18 protein-coding genes and 1 tRNA gene are annotated in these 17,216 nt (G+C 70.8%); 8 read left to right on the plus strand and 11 right to left on the minus strand.

Annotated elements, in window-relative coordinates; genetic code table 11:
- Nucleotides 1-89: 89 nt before the first annotated feature.
- Both ACWGO8_RS12920 and ACWGO8_RS12925 read right to left on the minus strand, forming a co-directional pair.
- A complete protein-coding gene (locus tag ACWGO8_RS12920) occupies nt 90-347 on the minus strand; it encodes a hypothetical protein (RefSeq protein WP_452043408.1) in 258 nt (85 codons plus the stop codon).
- Between the two features lie 353 nt (nt 348-700).
- Nucleotides 701-775: transfer RNA gene (locus ACWGO8_RS12925), tRNA-Lys, on the minus strand.
- A gap of 5 nt (nt 776-780) precedes the next feature.
- Here ACWGO8_RS12925 and ACWGO8_RS12930 point away from each other — a divergent pair.
- The 3 genes from ACWGO8_RS12930 to ACWGO8_RS12940 all read left to right on the plus strand — a co-directional run bounded on the left by ACWGO8_RS12930 (nt 781) and on the right by ACWGO8_RS12940 (nt 3,116).
- Entirely contained in the window at nt 781-1,251 is a 471-nt protein-coding gene (locus tag ACWGO8_RS12930; protein WP_452043409.1) for a hypothetical protein, read from the plus strand.
- A 57-nt stretch (nt 1,252-1,308) separates the two neighbouring features.
- Nucleotides 1,309-1,947, plus strand: a complete 639-nt coding sequence (locus tag ACWGO8_RS12935; RefSeq protein WP_452043410.1) for a DNA-directed RNA polymerase subunit beta — start codon at nt 1,309-1,311, stop codon at nt 1,945-1,947.
- A gap of 281 nt (nt 1,948-2,228) precedes the next feature.
- On the plus strand, nt 2,229-3,116 hold the full coding sequence (locus ACWGO8_RS12940) for an aminodeoxychorismate lyase (protein WP_452043411.1): 888 nt from the start codon (nt 2,229-2,231) through the stop codon (nt 3,114-3,116).
- Between the two features lie 138 nt (nt 3,117-3,254).
- On the opposite strand, the gene pstB is transcribed toward ACWGO8_RS12940, so the two are convergent.
- The 7 genes from pstB to ACWGO8_RS12975 form a co-directional block, all read right to left on the minus strand.
- Nucleotides 3,255-4,034, minus strand: coding sequence for a phosphate ABC transporter ATP-binding protein PstB (gene pstB / locus ACWGO8_RS12945; RefSeq protein ID WP_376954136.1), 780 nt, complete (start codon nt 4,032-4,034; stop codon nt 3,255-3,257).
- 20 nt (nt 4,035-4,054) lie between these two features.
- Nucleotides 4,055-5,149, minus strand: coding sequence for a phosphate ABC transporter permease PstA (gene pstA / locus ACWGO8_RS12950; protein ID WP_452043412.1), 1,095 nt, complete (start codon nt 5,147-5,149; stop codon nt 4,055-4,057).
- Nucleotides 5,149-6,087, minus strand: a complete 939-nt coding sequence (pstC, locus tag ACWGO8_RS12955; RefSeq protein ID WP_452043413.1) for a phosphate ABC transporter permease subunit PstC — start codon at nt 6,085-6,087, stop codon at nt 5,149-5,151. The genes pstA and pstC overlap by 1 nt, the downstream gene beginning before the upstream one ends.
- A gap of 99 nt (nt 6,088-6,186) precedes the next feature.
- Nucleotides 6,187-7,281 carry a phosphate ABC transporter substrate-binding protein PstS gene (locus tag ACWGO8_RS12960; RefSeq protein ID WP_452043414.1) on the minus strand — a complete coding sequence of 365 codons (1,095 nt, stop codon included), beginning with the start codon at nt 7,279-7,281 and terminating at the stop codon, nt 6,187-6,189.
- Nucleotides 7,282-7,508: 227 nt separating this feature from the next.
- Nucleotides 7,509-8,444: an NUDIX hydrolase gene (locus tag ACWGO8_RS12965; RefSeq protein WP_452043415.1), complete on the minus strand. Its 936-nt coding sequence runs from the start codon at nt 8,442-8,444 to the stop codon at nt 7,509-7,511.
- Entirely contained in the window at nt 8,441-10,615 is a 2,175-nt protein-coding gene (locus ACWGO8_RS12970; protein ID WP_452043416.1) for an RNA degradosome polyphosphate kinase, read from the minus strand. The genes ACWGO8_RS12965 and ACWGO8_RS12970 overlap by 4 nt, the downstream gene beginning before the upstream one ends.
- A gap of 68 nt (nt 10,616-10,683) precedes the next feature.
- Entirely contained in the window at nt 10,684-11,376 is a 693-nt protein-coding gene (locus ACWGO8_RS12975; RefSeq protein WP_376954143.1) for a response regulator transcription factor, read from the minus strand.
- A 77-nt stretch (nt 11,377-11,453) separates the two neighbouring features.
- On the opposite strand from ACWGO8_RS12975, the gene ACWGO8_RS12980 reads away from it, so the two are divergent.
- From ACWGO8_RS12980 to ACWGO8_RS12995, 4 genes are all read left to right on the plus strand, one after another.
- Nucleotides 11,454-11,768 carry a hypothetical protein gene (locus ACWGO8_RS12980; RefSeq protein ID WP_452043417.1) on the plus strand — a complete coding sequence of 105 codons (315 nt, stop codon included), beginning with the start codon at nt 11,454-11,456 and terminating at the stop codon, nt 11,766-11,768.
- Between the two features lie 138 nt (nt 11,769-11,906).
- Complete coding sequence (locus ACWGO8_RS12985; protein WP_376954147.1) at nt 11,907-12,515, plus strand: nitrobindin family protein; 609 nt, start codon at nt 11,907-11,909, stop codon at nt 12,513-12,515.
- Nucleotides 12,515-13,672 (plus strand): CAF17-like 4Fe-4S cluster assembly/insertion protein YgfZ, encoded by a 1,158-nt coding sequence (gene ygfZ, locus ACWGO8_RS12990; RefSeq protein ID WP_452043418.1) that lies wholly within the window; start codon nt 12,515-12,517, stop codon nt 13,670-13,672. The genes ACWGO8_RS12985 and ygfZ overlap by 1 nt, the downstream gene beginning before the upstream one ends.
- Nucleotides 13,673-13,731: 59 nt before the next feature.
- Nucleotides 13,732-14,748 (plus strand): FUSC family protein, encoded by a 1,017-nt coding sequence (locus tag ACWGO8_RS12995; RefSeq protein WP_452043419.1) that lies wholly within the window; start codon nt 13,732-13,734, stop codon nt 14,746-14,748.
- A gap of 49 nt (nt 14,749-14,797) precedes the next feature.
- Here ACWGO8_RS12995 and ACWGO8_RS13000 read toward each other — a convergent pair whose 3' ends face one another.
- Complete coding sequence (locus tag ACWGO8_RS13000; protein WP_452043420.1) at nt 14,798-15,607, minus strand: class I SAM-dependent methyltransferase; 810 nt, start codon at nt 15,605-15,607, stop codon at nt 14,798-14,800.
- 106 nt (nt 15,608-15,713) lie between these two features.
- On the opposite strand from ACWGO8_RS13000, the gene ACWGO8_RS13005 reads away from it, so the two are divergent.
- A complete protein-coding gene (locus tag ACWGO8_RS13005; protein ID WP_452043421.1) occupies nt 15,714-16,460 on the plus strand; it encodes a phosphoglyceromutase in 747 nt (248 codons plus the stop codon).
- Nucleotides 16,461-16,529: 69 nt separating this feature from the next.
- Here the strand turns inward: ACWGO8_RS13005 and phoU are convergent, their stop codons facing one another.
- Nucleotides 16,530-17,183, minus strand: coding sequence for a phosphate signaling complex protein PhoU (gene phoU, locus ACWGO8_RS13010; RefSeq protein ID WP_148733944.1), 654 nt, complete (start codon nt 17,181-17,183; stop codon nt 16,530-16,532).
- Between the last annotated feature and the right edge of the window lie 33 nt (nt 17,184-17,216).

The raw sequence follows: 17,216 nt of genomic DNA on the forward strand, positions 1-17,216 counted from the left end.
TCTGGCGGTGCCCACGGGAACGACCGGGGATCCACGTGATCCCGGGGCTGCGGGCCGACGATCGGCCGTGGCCGCCCAGCGTGAGCTCGTCAGTCGACGAACGACGTGCGGTCGAGCCGCACCGTGATCGCGGCGACCGCGGCCTCCATCGTCGGGTGCCGGTAGACGGCTCCCGGATGCGGTCGCATCCACAGCATCTCGTACTCGCCGTCGAGGTCCTGGAGGTACCCCACGACCCGGCGTCGGTCGCCCGCGTCGAAGCGTTCGTCGCATACGCGCCAGGTCGTTTCACTGAGCGGCGTGAGCTCGACGTGGGAACGAATGGTCGTCTGCGGTCGCGAGAGCATGTCGCACACTCCCCATCGAATGAACGGTGATGGCGGACCGGCACCGGTCGACACGTCCTGGGATGCGCGTGGTCGATTGCGCAGCGCCGGCCGGTCCGGCCCGCCTCTTCGGGCCGCTCGGACCCGTGCGAACATTCAACGCCCCGCGAACGGGGGACGATAGGGCTTGACACGGTGCCCGCGAGCTGCATCCGGCGCGTTTCGCGGCCGGGCCAAGTGTCGTTCCGCAGCTGGCGGCGAAGCCGTGTCGGCAGGGCCGAATAGGTTCGGAGGACTGGGAACGAAGGAGTCGGGATGGGCCCTGGGGCGCGAGCACGACACGCAATCGGGACGCCCGATCAGCGACCGCTCGGTGGTGCCCCCGGGGAATTCCGACATCCCGACCCGCTGATTAAAAGTCAGCTGCTCTTCCTCTGAGCTACGGGGGCTCTCGATGACGACGAAGCACTGCTCCGCCTGCCAAGAGTCTAGGCCACTGGCCGATTTCAACATCCGGCGTGCCTCCGCCGACGGCCTGCAGAACATCTGCAGATCGTGCAATCGAGCGAAGGCACGAAGGTACTACGCGGAGCACCGCGAAGCGCACATCCGGGTGATCATGGCGCGTAAGGCGCAGATCCGACGAGCGACCTTCGAGGCGGTGGCCGAGTACCTTCACGGCAACCCGTGCATCGACTGCGGTGAGAGCGACCTCAGGGTGCTCGACTTCGACCACCGCCCCGGAGTCGCGAAGCGGGCCGAGGTCATGAAGCTCGTCCAGGACGGGTATTCGATCGCCCGCGTCATGGACGAGATCGCGAAGTGCGACGTCCGGTGCCGCAACTGCCACGCGAAGGTCACCTACGAGCGCATGGGCGACACGTGGCGCACCGCGCTCATGCGACGGGCCGGGGAAGCCACGTGAGTCACCGCACCCGCCCCGCCCGGCCGGCGTGCGGCGGCGAGGAGTATCGTGGCCGCGATGGCTTCCGACTACCACCGACCCACCCGCATTCCGCCCGGCATGTTCGAGGGCTTCGTGGGCGGCGACGATCCGGCGACGCTGAGTCGCGTCGCGCACGACACCGCAACGGCGATCCTCTCCCGCGTGCGCGAGAACCCCGACCCCGTCATCGTCCAGCGGCTCATCACCTACACCGACGAGCACGGCATCGACGCGATCGCCGAGCTGTGGTCGCAGTCCTCCGCCAAGAGCCTCCCCGGCGCCCTCTGGCGCGTCTACCTCCTGCGCACGCTCATCCGCCAGGACCCGCTCGGCGTCAGCCACGCGTTCCAACGCGGCACCGAGGTGTCGCACACGATCGACCAGGTCGTCGCCGGCGCGGCCATCCCCGCCGGACCCACCGAGGTCCAGGAGCTCGCCGACCGCATCCTGCACGGAGTGTTCACGGGCGACTTCGCCGTCGCGCTCGAGCGCGCGGCCGCCTTCTGCCGGGTCGTGGCCGCGGGGTTCGCGAGCCTGGCCGACGACGCGGATGCCGCGGATGCGGCGCATCCCGATCGACCCACCGAGCTCACCCAGCGCGCCCTGCGCCTCACCCAGCTCGCCGACGAGTTCACCTCGTGCGCGCGGCTCTGGCGGCGCGACGCGCTCGACTGACGCGGAGCGCGGCACCAGCCCCGGCCGCAAGCCGCCGCGACGGCGCGCACCCGCTCGCACCAGCTTGCGCGATCGGATCCGTGGAGTCGGGAATGAACCACCCCCGGCCGTCGTTTAGACTCTTTGTGCCGGGCCGCAGTAACCCCGGGCTCCAATATTCGCCGCTCCGAGCGGCCTCGCGCCGAGAGGCGTTCTGCGGCCCGGTATTTCCATGTCCGGGGGCGGACTCCCGCGGCATCCGGGCGCATTCGCAGGCCTGTCGGGCCGCGTAGCATCGGAGGATGCCCGACACGGTCACCCTGCTCATCGAGCCCCTCGCCGCCGCCGCCGACGCCACCGCGGTCGACGGCACGTTCCGGGAGGTCGACGCCTCCGCGCCCGCCCTCCGCGTCGGCGAGCTGTCGACGCAGCGCGGCGACGGCATCTTCGAGACCATCGGCGTCGTCGACGGGCACGCACAGGAGGTGCGGCCGCACCTCGAGCGCCTGCGCAACTCGGCACGCGTCTGCGAGCTCCCCGAGCCGAACCTGGCGCAGTGGGAGGCGGCGGTCGCCCGGGCGGTCGCTGCACTGCCCGCGACCGGGGAGTTCGCCCTCAAGCTCGTGCTGAGCCGCGGCGTCGAGCACGGCCCGGCGCCCACGGCATGGCTGCACGTCTCGCCCGCGGCGGACTTCAGCGCGCCGCGTGAGCGCGGCATCCGCGTGGTCACCCTCGACCGCGGCTACGACCGCGGCACGGCCGAGCGGGCGCCCTGGCTGCTGCTGGGCGCGAAGACCCTGAGCTACGCGGTCAACATGGCCGCGCTGCGCGAGGCGCACCGACGCGGCGCCGACGACACGATCTTCGTCACGAGCGACGGCTACGTCATGGAGGGGCCGACCTCGAGCGTCATCCTGCGCCACGGCGACGCCTGGTCGACGCCCGCCCCGTCGGGTGCGATCCTGCACGGCACCACCCAGCTCAGCCTCTTCGAGCACCTCGAGGCGACCGGGCGTCGCACCGAGTACCGCGACATCCCCGTCGACGAGCTCCGGTCGGCGGATGCCGCGTGGCTCGTGTCGAGTGTCCGGCTCGCGGCCGGCATCACCGAGCTCGACGGCGAGGCGATGCCGTACTACGCGGAGGAGACGCGCGGCCTCAACGACTACCTGCTCAGCCCTCGGGATTGACGCACCGGCATCGACGCCGAAGATGGTTCCTGAGCCCGTCGAAGGATGGTTCCTGAGCCCGTCGAAGGACGGTTCCTGAGCCCGTCGAAGGACGGTTCCTGAGCCCGTCGAAGGACGGTTCCTGAGCCCGTCGAAGGATCAACCGAAGCGACCCGAGACGTAGTCCTCGGTGGCCTTGACCGACGGGTTCGAGAAGATCGTCGTCGTGTCGTCGTACTCGATGAGGTTGCCCGGCTTGCCGGTGCCGGCGATGTTGAAGAACGCCGTCTTGTCGGAGACGCGGCTCGCCTGCTGCATGTTGTGGGTCACGATCACGATCGTGTAGTCGAGCTTGAGCTCCTCGATGAGGTCCTCGATCGCGAGGGTCGAGATGGGGTCGAGGGCCGAGCACGGCTCGTCCATGAGGATGACCTCGGGCGATACGGCGATGGCGCGGGCGATGCAGAGACGCTGCTGCTGGCCGCCCGAGAGGCCCGAGCCGGGGCGGTCGAGGCGGTCCTTGACCTCGTTCCAGAGGTTCGCGCCCTGCAGCGACTGCTCGACGAGGTCGTCGGCGTCGGACTTCGAGATGCGGCGGTTGTTGAGCTTCACGCCCGCGAGCACGTTGTCGCGGATCGACATCGTGGGGAACGGGTTCGGGCGCTGGAACACCATGCCCACCTGGCGACGCACGAGCACCGGGTCGACGGCGGCGTCGTAGAGGTTGTTGCCGTCGATGAGCACCTCGCCCTCGACGCGCGCGCCGGGGATGACCTCGTGCATGCGGTTGAGCGTGCGGAGGAACGTCGACTTGCCGCAGCCCGACGGACCGATGAAGGCGGTGACGCTGCGGGGCTCGATCTCGAGGTTCACGCCCTCCACGGCGAGGAACTTGCCGTAGTAGACGTTGAGATCGCGGACTTCGATGCGCTTGGACACGGGTTTCCTAACTGGCGGGTTCAGCGGCCGAACTTGGGGGCGAAGGCCTTGGCGACGACCCGCGCGACGAGGTTGAGCAGCATGACGATGAGGATGAGGGTGAGGGCGGCGGCCCACGCGCGGTCGAGGTACGCCTCGGGCGGATTGCCCTGGTTGGCGTACTGCGTGTAGACGAACACCGGGAGCGACGACATCCGACCGTCGAACAGGTTGTAGTTCATGCTCGCGGTGAAGCCGGCCGCGATGAGCAGCGGTGCCGTCTCGCCGATGACGCGGGCGATCGAGATCATGATGCCGGTGGTGATGCCGGCGATCGAGGTCGGCAGCACGACCTTCACGATCGTGAGCCACTTCGGCACGCCGAGCGCGTACGCGGCCTCGCGCAGCTCGTTCGGCACGAGCCGCAGCATCTCCTCGCTCGAGCGCACGACGACCGGGATCATGAGCACCGACAGCGCGACGGCGCCGGCGATGCCGGTGCGGGTGCCGGGGCCCCAGAAGATCGCGAACAGCGCGTAGGCGAAGAGGCCGGCGACGATCGAGGGGATGCCGGTCATGACGTCGACGAGGAAGGTGATGCCCTGCGCGAGCTTGCCGCGACCGTACTCGACGAGGTAGATCGAGGTCATGAGCCCGATCGGGATCGAGATGAGCGCGGCGGTGCCCGTCATGAGGAGCGTGCCGACGATCGCGTGCAGCGCCCCGCCGCCCTCGCCCGTGACGTTGCGCATCGACATCGAGAAGAAGTCGAGGTCGAAGCGGTTGAGGCCGAACGTGACGACCGTGATCGTGAGCGAGACGAGCGGGATCATCGCGATCACGAACGCGCCCGTCACGAGGGCGGTGACGAGGCGGTCCATGGCGCGGCGGCGGCCCTCGACGAGCATCGAGAACAGCCAGATCGATGGGATGTAGAGGATCGCGCCGACCAGGAGCGCGCCGCCCCAGTTCAGGCCGGTGCCGGCCGCGAGCGCCATCACGCCGAACACGGCGAACGACACGGCGATCGCGGTGCCGAGGATGATCCACGGGACGGGCGTCGGCAGGCGACCCGCGGTGAGCGAGTTCGCGATGGGGGTGCCGGTGGCCGGCTCGGGCTTCATCGTCATGGTCATCAGTTGGCTCCCGAGAATTCCTTGCGCCGGCTGACGATCCAGCGGGCGATCGCGTTGACGATGAAGGTGACGATGAACAGGATGAGGCCGGTCGCGATGAGCACGTTGACGTTCATGCCGTACGCCTCGGGGAAGCTCAGCGCGATGTTCGCGGCGATCGTGGTCGGGTTCACCGAGGTGAGCAGCTGGAACGTGATGACGCCGGTCGCCGAGAGCACCATCGCGACGGCCATCGTCTCGCCGAGTGCCCGGCCGAGGCCGAGGACGGACGCCGAGATGATGCCGGAGCGGCCGAACGGCAGCACCGCCGTGCGGATCATCTCCCAACGCGTGGCGCCGAGCGCGAGGGCGGCCTCCTCGTGGAGGACCGGGGTCTGCAGGAACACCTCGCGGCAGATGGCGGTCATGATCGGCAGGACCATGACGGCGAGCACGAGGCCCGCGGTGAGGATCGTGCGGCCGGTGCCCGAGACCGGGCCGGCGAAGAGCGGGAACCAGCCGAGGTTGTCGACCATCCAGGAGTAGATGGGCTGCACGGCCGGGGCGAGCACGCCGATGCCCCAGAGGCCGAAGACGACCGAGGGCACCGCGGCGAGCAGGTCGACGATGTAGCCGAGCACCGAGGCGAGCCGTCGAGGTGCGTAGTGCGAGATGAAGAGCGCGATGCCGATCGAGATCGGCACGGCGAAGAGCAGGGCGAGGGCCGCGGCCCAGACGGTGCCGAAGACCAGGGGGCCGACGTACTCCCAGAAGTTGGTGTCGAGGATCGACGCGTCCTCGTGGCTCGCGACGAGCGCCGGGATGCTCTGGATGATCAGGAAGAGCGCGACGGCGGCGAGGGTGACGAGGATCATGGAGCCGGCGAAGACCGCCGAGCCGGAGAATACCCGATCGCCGGGACGCTGCTTCGCCTTGATGACGGTGGGTGTGGTGCTCATCTGGCGCTTACCCTCGGGATTCTGTGGTGGTTCAGGGACATGGTCGTGCCCGACCCCGTCGGATACCGATCGATCCTCGGGGGTCGGGCACGTTCCGTACTACTGGATCGAGTCGATCGCAGCGTTGATCTGGTCGCGGAGCGAGTCCGAGATCGGGGCGGAGCCGGCAGCCTCGGCCGCGGCGTCCTGGCCTTCGGGGCTGGCCACGTAGGAGAAGTACGACTTCACGAGCTCGACGTTCTCCGAGTCGGCGTACTGCTGGCAGCCGATGAGGTAGCTCACGAGGATGATCGGGTAGACGCCGGCCTCCTCGGTCGCGTGGTCGACCTCGATCGCGAGGTCGCCCTCCGAGCGGCCCTCGGCGAGCGGCGAGGCGTCGACGACGGCAGCCGCGGCCTCGGGCGAGTACGACACGTACTCGTCGCCGACCTTGATCGAGACGGTGCCGAGGTCACCGGCGCGCGACGCGTCGGCGTAGCCGATGGTGCCGGTGCCGTTCGTCACGGCGTCGACGACGCCGGAGGTGCCCTGCGCGCCCTCGCCGCTCTCGAGCGGCCACACGCCGTCGGGCTCGAAGGTCCACACCTCAGGCGCCGTGGCGGCCAGGTAGTCGGTGAAGTTCTCGGTCGTGCCCGAGTCGTCCGAGCGGTGCACCGGGGTGATCGCCTGGTCGGGGAGCGTCGCGTCGGGGTTCTGCGACGCGATGGCCGGGTCGTTCCACTTGGTGATCGTGCCGGCGAAGATGCCCGCGACGGTCGCGGCGTCGAGGTCGAGCGAGTCGACGCCCTCGACGTTGAAGATCACGGCGATCGGGGAGATGTAGACGGGGAGCTCGACGATGTCGGTGTCGGGCGCGCACTTGGCGAAGCCGCCCGCGGCGATCTCCTCGTCGTTGAACGCGCGGTCGGAACCGGCGAAGTCGCTCGCGCCCTCGAGGAAGGTCTCGCGGCCCGCGCCCGAGCCCGAGGGGTCGTAGTCGATCGTGACATCGGGGTTCGCCGTCTGGAATGCGGCGATCCAGGCCTGCTGGGCGGCGTCCTGCGAGGACGCGCCGGCGCCGACGAGGTTGCCCGAGAGCGACGAGGCCGACTCCGAGGAAGCGGAGGCGCCGGCCTCGTTCGAGGCGCAGGAGCTGAGCGCGATCGCCGCGGTGACGGCGATGACGGCGGGCACGCCGAAACGCTTGAGGTTCACGTGATTCCCTTCCGGGGTTTCGATTGCAGGGTTCGGGCCGGGTGCCGACCCGCCTGCGACGCTAGGACTCGCGCCTTACGAGCTTCCGCCACGACGGTAAACGGGAGGTGAACGAGACTTGTCGGCTCCGGACGCCCCCGATGAGAGCCCGATTCAGCGGTGGGCACCCCGCGGACTTCGCGCAGGCGGGTTTCGAGACGGCGCTTCGCACCTCCTCAACCCGCGGACTACGCGCGCGGCGCGTGCGTCTCGATCGCGATGAGGCCCGAGCCCGAGTTCGTGGCGGAGAGGTGCACGACGCTGAACGCGCCGGGCTCGAGGCCCGCGGCATCCGTCACATAGGAGCCGAGGGGCGTGCCGGTCGCGAGCGCGATCTCCCGGATCATCTCGGGCAGCACCGGGCCGTGTCCGCAGAGCACCGTCGTCTTGCCGGCGCGCACGCGCTTCCCGACGACCCGCCTCACCTCGTCGTGGCCCGACTCCCACGCGTCCTGGCTGATGCCCTCGTCGCGCTTGATCGTCATGCCGGTCGCGGCGGCGAGCGGAGCGACCGTCGTGACGCAGCGCACCGCGGGGGAGGACACGATGCGCTTCGGCGCCCACGCCGTCAGCGTGTCGACCATCGCCGCCGCCTGCTCCACGCCTCGCTCGACGAGCGGCCGCGCGGCGTCCGCACCCTTCCAGCCGCTGCGCCCCACCGCCTTGCCGTGCCGCACCAGGAGCAACGCGAACGTCGACGTGACCCCCTGGTCGACGAGCTTCGCGAAGTTCTCGAGGATCTCCACGTCGGGCTCGTAGCTGAGGTAGGTTCGGGCGCGCCGGATCGTGACCCATTCGAGGGCGGCGATCTCGGCGTTCGGCTTGAACGTCGACCGCTGCACCGCCTTCTCGCTGACCTCGGCCGCCCAGTAGTGCACGATCTTCTCGCGGCCGCTCGGCAGCGGGTAGCGCGAGATGCCGAGCGGCACGCCGAGCGCGACCTCGAGTCCCGTCTCCTCGGCGATCTCCCGCACGGCGGTCTGGGGGAGCGACTCGCCCGGGTCGACCTTCCCCTTCGGGATCGTGACGTCGCCGTAGACCGTGCGGTGCACTACGAGCACGTGGATCCGCCCGTCGATGACTCGCCAGCAGACGGCGCCGGCGGCGTAGATCGCGGTCGTCACCGTCGCTTCCCCGAGCGGGTGCGCTGGCCCGTCTGCTGCATGAACCGGGTCTGCGAGTCGTCCAGCGGATGCCCCGCCTCGTCGACCGAGTGCCGGATCCAGTCCCCCGTCCCGTCGAGCCACCACGAGCTCGTGCGGTCGTCCATGGCGAGGTCCCAGAACGTATCGATCTCCGCCAGGTGGTCGGGGTCGGTGAGCCGCACGAGCGCCTCGATGCGGCGGTCGAGGTTGCGGTGCATCATGTCGGCCGAGCCGATGTACAACTGCGGGTCGCCGTCGTTGTGGAACGAGAAGATGCGCGAATGCTCGAGGTATCGACCGAGGATCGAGCGCACCCGGATGTTCTCGCTGAGGCCCTCGACGCCGGGTCGGAGGCTGCAGATGCCGCGTACCCAGATGTCGACGGGCACGCCCGCGTTCGAGGCACGGTAGAGCGCGTCGATGATCGACTCGTCGACCATCGAGTTGACCTTGATGCGGATGCGCGCCGGCCGCCCGGCCTCGGCGTTGCCGACCTCGCCCGCGATGAGCTTGAGCAGCCCCTTGCGCAGGTGCAGGGGCGCGACGAGCAGCCGCTTGAACTTCTTCTCGATCGCGTAGCCCGAGAGCTCGTTGAACAGCCGGGTGAGGTCCTTGCCGACCTGGTCGTCGGCGGTGAGGAGCCCGAGGTCCTCGTAGATGCGGCTCGTCTTGGGGTTGTAGTTGCCCGTGCCGATGTGGCTGTAGTGGCGCAGCCCGCCCTTCTCCTGGCGGATCACCAGCGCGAGCTTGCAATGCGTCTTCAGCCCGACGAGGCCGTAGACCACGTGCACGCCCGCCTTCTCGAGCTTGCGCGCCCAGGTGATGTTCGCGGCCTCGTCGAAGCGCGCCTTGATCTCGACGAGCGCGAGCACCTGCTTGCCGGACTCGGCGGCGTCGATGAGGGCCTCGACGATCGGGCTGTCGCCCGAGGTGCGGTAGAGCGTCTGCTTGATGGCGAGCACGTCGGGGTCGGCCGCGGCCTGCTCGAGGAACGCCTGCACGCTCGTCGCGAAGGACTCGTACGGGTGGTGCAGCAGCACGTCCTTGCGCGAGACGGCGGCGAAGATGTCGGCCGGCCGGTTGGGCTCGGCGGGCTGCAGCTGGCGGTTCGTCGCCGGCACGTGGATCGGGTAGTGCAGGTCGGGCCGGTCGATCCGGGCGAGGTCGAAGAGCCCGCCGAGGTCGAGCGGCGCGGGCAGTCGGTAGACCTCCTGGTCGGAGATGTCGAGCTCGCGCACGAGCAGGCCCAGCGTCACCTCGTCCATGTCGTCGGTGATCTCGAGCCGGATGGGCGGGCCGAACCGACGGCGGAGCAGCTCCTTCTCGAGCGCCTTGATGAGGTTCTCGGTCTCGTCCTCCTCGACCTCGACGTCCTCGTTGCGCGTCACGCGGAAGACGTGGTGCTCGATGATCTCCATGCCGGGGAAGAGGTCCTCGAGGTGGTTCGCGATGAGCTCCTCGAGCGCGATCCACCTGGCGTCCTCGATGGACTCGTCGGGGTCGACCTGCACGAAGCGCGGCAGCATTTGCGGCACCTTCACGCGGGCGAACTCCTGACGACCGGTGCGGCTGTTGCGCACGCGCACGGAGAGGTTGAGCGAGAGGCCCGAGATGTAGGGGAACGGATGCGCCGGGTCGACCGCGAGCGGCATGAGCACCGGGAAGATCTGCCGCGAGAAGTACCCGTGCAGGTGCTCCTGCTCGCGCTCCCCGAGCTCCGCCCAGGTCACGATGTGGATGCCGGACTCCGCGAGCGCCGGCTTCACGAGCTCCTGGTAGGCCAGGGCGTGCCGCTCCTGCAGTTCGTGCGCCTTCTTCGAGATGTCGCTCAACACGTCGATGGGCGCGCGCCCGACGTTGGTCGGCACGGCCAGGCCGGTGTTGATGCGGCGCTTCAGGCCCGCCACGCGGACCATGAAGAACTCGTCGAGGTTCGACGCGAAGATCGCGAGGAAGTTGGCCCGTTCGAGCACGGGGATGCGCGGATCCTCGGCGAGTTCGAGCACGCGCAGGTTGAAGGCGAGCCAGCTGAGTTCGCGGTCGAGGTAGCGCTCGGCGGGCAGCTCGGGCGCACCCTCGATGTCGAAGGGCTCGAAGTCGTCGTCGAAGTCGCTCGCGGTGCGGTCTTCGTCGAGGGCGGCGTCCGTCATCCCAACATCATGCCACTGGGCACCTCGCCGAGGGTGAGGACCGTGTGAACGGCTCGTGACGGCCGACGTCAGCGCGTGCTGACGGGCGTCGCGCCCTGGTCGTCCTCTTCGTGCACATTGAAGCGGTAGCCGACGTTGCGCACCGTGCCGATGAGGCTGTCGAGGTCGCCGAGCTTGGCGCGGAGGCGCCGCACGTGCACGTCGACCGTGCGGGTGCCGCCGAAGTAGTCGTACCCCCACACCTCGCTGAGCAGCTGCTCGCGGGTGAACACGCGAGACGGATGCGCCGCGAGGAACCGCAGCAGCTCGAACTCCTTGTACGTCAGGTCGAGCGTGCGACCGTGCACCTTGGCCGAGTAGCTCGCCTCGTCGATGACGACGCCCGACGTCTGGATGCGCTCGGACGGCTGGTTCGACTGCGCCCGGCCGAGGGCGAGGCGGATGCGGGCGTCGACCTCGGCGGGACCGGCGTCGACCAGCACGACGTCGTCGACGCCCCAGTCGGGCGTGACGGCCGTGAGGCCGCCCTCGGTGACGATGAGGACGAGCGGGACGGACAGGCCCGTGGTGCGCAGGATCTGCGAGAGCGCCTTGGCGCCGGCGAGGTTGGTGCGCGCGTCGAGGAGGACGAGATCGGATTCGGGCGCTCTGACCAGCTGCTCAGGCGATGCGGGGATGATCCGCACGCGGTGAGTCAGGAGTGACAGAGCCGGGAGAACATCATCGTTGGCCGCCGGCGACAGGATCAGCAGCTGCGCCACGCACACCCTCCAGTAGTAAGGTGCGGTCAATACTACGTGACGCCGGCCGTCGGCCGCGCGAGGCGAACGGGGAGACGATGCAGGCGGGTTCTGAGACGCGGGGCGGATGGCCCGGGATCGTGCTCGTGTGGATCATCGCGGCGGTCGGTGCGATCCTCGTCGTGACGCTGGCGTACTCGGGCTCGTCGGACTGGTTCGACGACCCCGCGTCGCTCGGCGTGTACGGCGCACTCGGCATCGTCTTCGCGGCATCCGTGCTCGGCGCGCTCATCGTCCAGCTGGCCACCCGACGGCCCGGGGGATACGTCACGCGGGCGAGCGCGAGCGTGGCCGGAGCCGCCGTGATCGTCGCCGTGGCCGCCCTCGCGGTGGCGCCGTCGGCCCTCGGGTGAGCGGGTAGACTCGGACCATGTCGCAGCTGCTCGCCCTCGAACTCCTCTTCATCGGCCTGCTCGGGCTCGCCAGCCTCGCGATCGCCTGGATCAGCGGCGTCGTCGTCTACAAGCTCTTCAAGGGGCAGCGCTGATCGCATGATCGAGCTTCCCGTCGACCTTCCGGCCGAGCTCGTCCCGCTCTCCTGGCTCATCGGGGTCTGGGAGGGGTCCGGCGTCATCGACTACAAGGTCGGCGACGAGTCGGTCACCCACGAGTTCGGGCAGCGCGTGAGCTTCAGCCACGACGGACTGCCGCACCTCAACTACACGTCGTACACCTGGCTCTTCGCCGACGAGCCCGGCGGCGACCCGAAGCCGCTCGCGACCGAGACGGGCTACTGGCGCATCGAGCGCGAGCTCGGCACGGGCGACGTCGGCCCGGGCCTGCTCCCCGCGGTCGGCGATCCCGAGTACCCCGACGCCGAGTCGGTCGAGACGTTGCGCAACGCCGACGGCGGGTTCGACCTCGAGGTCTCCCTCGTGCACCCGGGCGGCGTCGCCGAGCTGTACCTGGGCCAGGTCAAGGGCCCGCGCATCGACCTCGCCACCGACGCCGTGATGCGCACGGCCGGCGCCAAGGACTACGCCGCGGCGACCCGCCTCTACGGGCTCGTCGAGGGGCACCTCCTCTGGGCGTGGGACATCGCCGCGCTCGGCCAGGACCTGCGCACGCACGCGTCGGCGCGACTCGCGAAGGTCGACTGATGACGGGCTCGCCGTTCCTGGCGGTCGACGGCGCGGTGCCCGCCGAGGGCATCGACGAGGGCGTCCCGGGACACTACGGCAACCCGATCGTCGAGCAGCGGCGCCTCGAGCGCGGCGAGGCGATCGTCGACCTGTCCGACCGCGGCGTCCTGACCGTCACCGGGCCCGACCGGCTGAGCTGGCTGCACTCCATGGCCAGCCAGGCGCTCGACCGCCTCGCGCCCGGCGCGTCCGCCGAGGCCCTCTTCCTCGACGCGGCGGGTCACATCGAGCACGTGGCGCACGTCGTCGACGACGGCGAGACCACCTGGCTCGTCGTCGAGGGGGCGGATGCCGCGCCGCTGGCCGTCTTCCTCGACCGCATGCGCTTCATGCTCAGGGTCGAGGTCGCCGACCGCTCGGCCGAGTTCGGCGTCGTCGCCGCGGCATCCGTCGCCGCGCTGGATGCCGCGGTGCCCGCGTCCGCGCCGAACGGCGTGCCGCTCGACTGGACCGATCCGTGGAGCGAGCCCGCCGCCTCCGCGCACCGGTACGCGCCCGACGCCGGCCACCCGGCATCCGAGTGGCGCTGGATCGAGCGGATCGTGCCGCGCGACGAGCTCGCGAACGCCGCCGACGCCGTGCGCGGCGGTCGAGTGCGGGTGGCCGGATCCCTCGCCGCCGAGGCCCTGCGCATCGCGGCGTGGCGCCCGCGGCTCGCGTCCGAGGTCGACGAGAAGACCATCCCGCACGAGCTCGACTGGCTGCGCACCGCCGTCGACCTCGGCAAGGGCTGCTACAAGGGCCAGGAGACGGTCGCCAAGGTGCTGAACCTCGGCCGGCCACCGCGACGGCTGGTGCTGCTGCACCTCGACGGCAGCGACACGGTGCTGCCCGCGCGCGGCGACGTCGTGGTCGGCGAGAAGGTGCGCCCCGAGCCCGCCGAGGGCGAGGAGCCCCAGCGCCGGCCCGTCGGCCGGATCACGTCGAGCGCCATGCACCACGAGCTCGGCCCGGTCGCGCTCGCCGTGGTGAAGCGCGCCGTGCCCGCCGGCCTGCCGCTCATCGTGGAGAGCCACGGCATCGACGTGGCCGCCGCTCAGGTCGAGATCGTGCCGGCCGACGCCGGCGCCGCAGTCGAGGTGCCACGACTGCCCCGGCTCGGCATCCGGAAGTGAACGCGGCCGCCGGGCTCTCCGCGCGTCTCGCGGACGGGTCCCGGCGGCTCCGCGACTCCGTGCCTGCGATCCTGCAGGTCACGATCACGGCCGTGGCCGCCTACGCCTTCGCCGTGTACGTGCTCGGCCACGACGAGCCGCTCATCGCGGCGATCGTCGCGATCACGGCGCTCGGCTTCGTGCGCGACGCTCGACCCGTGCGCGTGCTCGAGACCGTGATCGCGATGACGCTCGGCATCGCGCTCGCCGAGGTGCTCCTCATCGCCGCCGGCCCTGGCCTGCTGCAATACGGGGCCGCGCTCGCGCTGACCCTCGCCGTGGCGCGACTGGTCTCGGCGAACGCGGCCTTCGCCATCGCGGCCGCGGTGCAGTGCTCGCTCGTCATGCTCGTGCCCGCGCCGCCGGGCGGTCCGTTCGTGCGCACGCTCGACGCGGTGGTCGGCGGCGCGTTCGCGCTCGCGGCGACCGCGGTCATCCCGCGCGACCCGCGGCGCACGGCGGTGCGCGACGGCCGCCGCCTCATCGAGGAGCACGTGGCCGTGCTGGGCGAGCTCGCCGACGCGCTGCGAGCGGGGCGAACGGATGCCGCGGGCCGGGCGCTCTCGCGCGCCCGCGCCACGCAGCCCCTCGTCGAGTCGTGGACCGCGTCGGTCGACTCGGGACTCGCCATCGCCCGGGTGTCGCCGTTCGTGCGCCGGTCGCGGTTCGACCTCGAGCGACTGCTCGTGATGTGCTCGGGCCTCGACCTCGCCACGCGCAACCTCCGCATCATCGCGCGGCGCATCGAGTGGGTGCTGCGCGACGGGCGCCCGCGGCCCGAGATCGCCGACGTGCACGCGCGCATCGCGACCGCACTCGCGCTGCTCGCCGACTCGCTCCGCGACGTCTCGGCGCAGCCGGTCGCCCGACAGGCGTTCTCCGAGATCGCCCGGCACCTGGACCCGATCGCGATCCTGCCCGACGGCCCGGTGGGGGACCGGAACACGATCACCGCCCTGCGGCCGTACCTCGTGGACCTGCTCACCGCGACGGGGCTCGAGCTCGGCGCGGCGCGGTCGCTGCTGCCGGCGGACTGAGCCAGGGCGCGCGGAGTCCGGACGCGCGGGCACGGCGACGCGGCATCCGTCAGCCCGGAGCGACCGCCTCCCAGGGCAGGGTGAGCTCGCCCAGCCGCGTGCGCCGCGGCCCGCCGATGACGTGCCAGCCCTCGTACCGCAGGGTGGCCACCGCGGCGATCCAGCGCTGCGACGGGCCGTAGACCGACATCGGCGCGTGGACGCGCCAGGCGAGGTCGAACGCGGTGAGGAGCTCGTGGATGCGCTCGCCGGGGACGTTCCGGTGGATGAGGGCCTTCGGCAGGCGCTCCGCGACGATCGACGGCGCCTCGAGGCCCGACCGCCGCAGGCTCATGGTGAACGTGCGCGGGCCCGACGCCGTGACCCCGACCCAGCTCGCGACCCGGCCGAGCTCGTCGCACGTGCCCTCGACGAGCAGCCCGCCGGGCGCCAGCCGCGCGGCCATGCGCTGCCACGCCTCGGGGACCTCCGACTCGTCGTACTGGCGCAGCACGTTGAACGCCCGGATGATCGCCGGCCGGCGTCCGCCCGGCGTCGGGACCTCGAACCCGCCGAGCCCGAACGCGACCGGCAGGTCGGCGGGGAAGTGCCCGTCGCCCTCGCGGGTGCGCTCGAGCTGCTCGCGCGCCGTGCGCACGCGCGCCGGGTCGATCTCGAGCCCGAGCACCTCCACGTCGGGTCGCGTCCGCGTGAGCCGTGCGGCGAGCTCGAACGTCGTGACGCCGCTCGCGCCGTAGCCGAGGTCGACCACGAAGGGATCTGCGGCATGACGGAGCGCGGCCTGCTCGCCGATCCATCGGTCCACGCGGCGGAGCCGGTTGGTGTTCGTCGTGCCGCGGGTGATCGATCCGACGGGCATGCCCCCAGTCTCGCAGCACCGCGACGGCGGCCGACGTCGCGGGGTCGTGCGTCGCCGGGCGAAACGCGGCATGGGCACGGATGCCGCCGCGGCTAGGCTGTTCCCCATGCCTCACACGCTCGTGCTGCTGCGCCATGGCAACAGCGAATGGAACCAGAAGAACCTGTTCACCGGTTGGGTCGACGTGCGGCTCAGCGACATCGGCACGGAGGAGGCGAACCGCGCCGGCGAGCTCCTCGTCGAGCAGGGCGTGCTCCCCGACGTGCAGCACACCTCGGTGCTCACGCGTGCGATCCAGACCGCGAACATCGCGCTCGACGTCGCCGACCGGGCGTGGATCCCCGTGCGCCGGTCGTGGCGGCTCAACGAGCGCCACTACGGCGCGCTCCAGGGCCTCGACAAGGCCGAGACGCTCGAGAAGTACGGTCCCGAGCAGTTCCAGCTCTGGCGCCGCTCGTTCGACGTGCCGCCGCCCCCGCTGCCCGACGACGCCGAGTGGTCGCAGGTCGGCGACCCGCGCTACGCCGACCTGACCGACGACGAGCTGCCCCGCACGGAGTGCCTGAAGGACGTCATCGCCCGCATGCTGCCGTACTGGGAGACCGACATCATCCCCGACCTCGCCGCGGGCAAGGTCGTGCTCGTCACCGCGCACGGCAACTCGCTGCGCGCGCTCGTGAAGCACCTCGACGGCATCTCCGACGAGGACATCGCCGAGCTGAACATCCCCACCGGCATCCCGCTCGTCTACGAGCTGGGCGACGACTTCATGCCGCTCGGCCCCGGCCGATACCTCGACCCCGAGGCGGCTGCCGCCGGGGCCGCCGCCGTCGCGGCGCAGGGCAAGAAGTAGCCCGGGGCCACCCGGGAACGCCGAAGGGCGGAGGATGTCGCATCCTCCGCCCTTCGTGCGTCTGCGGGATCAGGCCGCTGACTGGTCCCAGTCGCCGGTCGCGAGGTACTGCACCATCTTCGCGATCGCGACGGCGTGGTCGGCGAAGCGCTCGTGGTAGCGGCTCGCGAGGGTGGCGTCGACCGTGTCGACGGCCTCGCCCTTCCACTTCTCGCCGAGCACCTTGTCGAACACGGAGAGGTGCAGCGCGTCGACCTTGTCGTCCTCGTTGCGGATCTCCTCGGCGAGCTGCACGTCCTCGCTGCGGAGGAGCGAGGTGAGCTTGTTCGCGATCTCGACGTCGAGGGCCCCCATCTCGGCGAAGGTCGAGCGCAGCGACTTCGGCACGACCTTGTCGGGGAAGCGGTAGCGGGCGAGCTGCGAGATGTGCGTGGACAGGTCGCCCATGCGCTCGAGCGAGGCGCTGATGCGCAGCGCGCTGACGACGATCCGGAGGTCGCGGGCGACGGGCTGCTGCCGCGCGAGGATCGTGATGGCGAGCTCGTCGAGCGCGACGGTCGCCTGGTCGATGCGCGGATCCTCGGCGATGACCTCCTCGGCGAGGCTCACGTCGGACTCGTTGAACGCCCGCGTCGCCTTGTCGATCGAGATCGCGACGAGCTCGGCGATCTCCACGAGTCGGTCCTGGACCTCACGCAGTTCCTGCTGGAACACCTCACGCATGTAACGAATCCTTGTCTGCTCGATCCCGCGCCG

This window comes from Agromyces sp. NPDC055661, assembly GCF_053618135.1.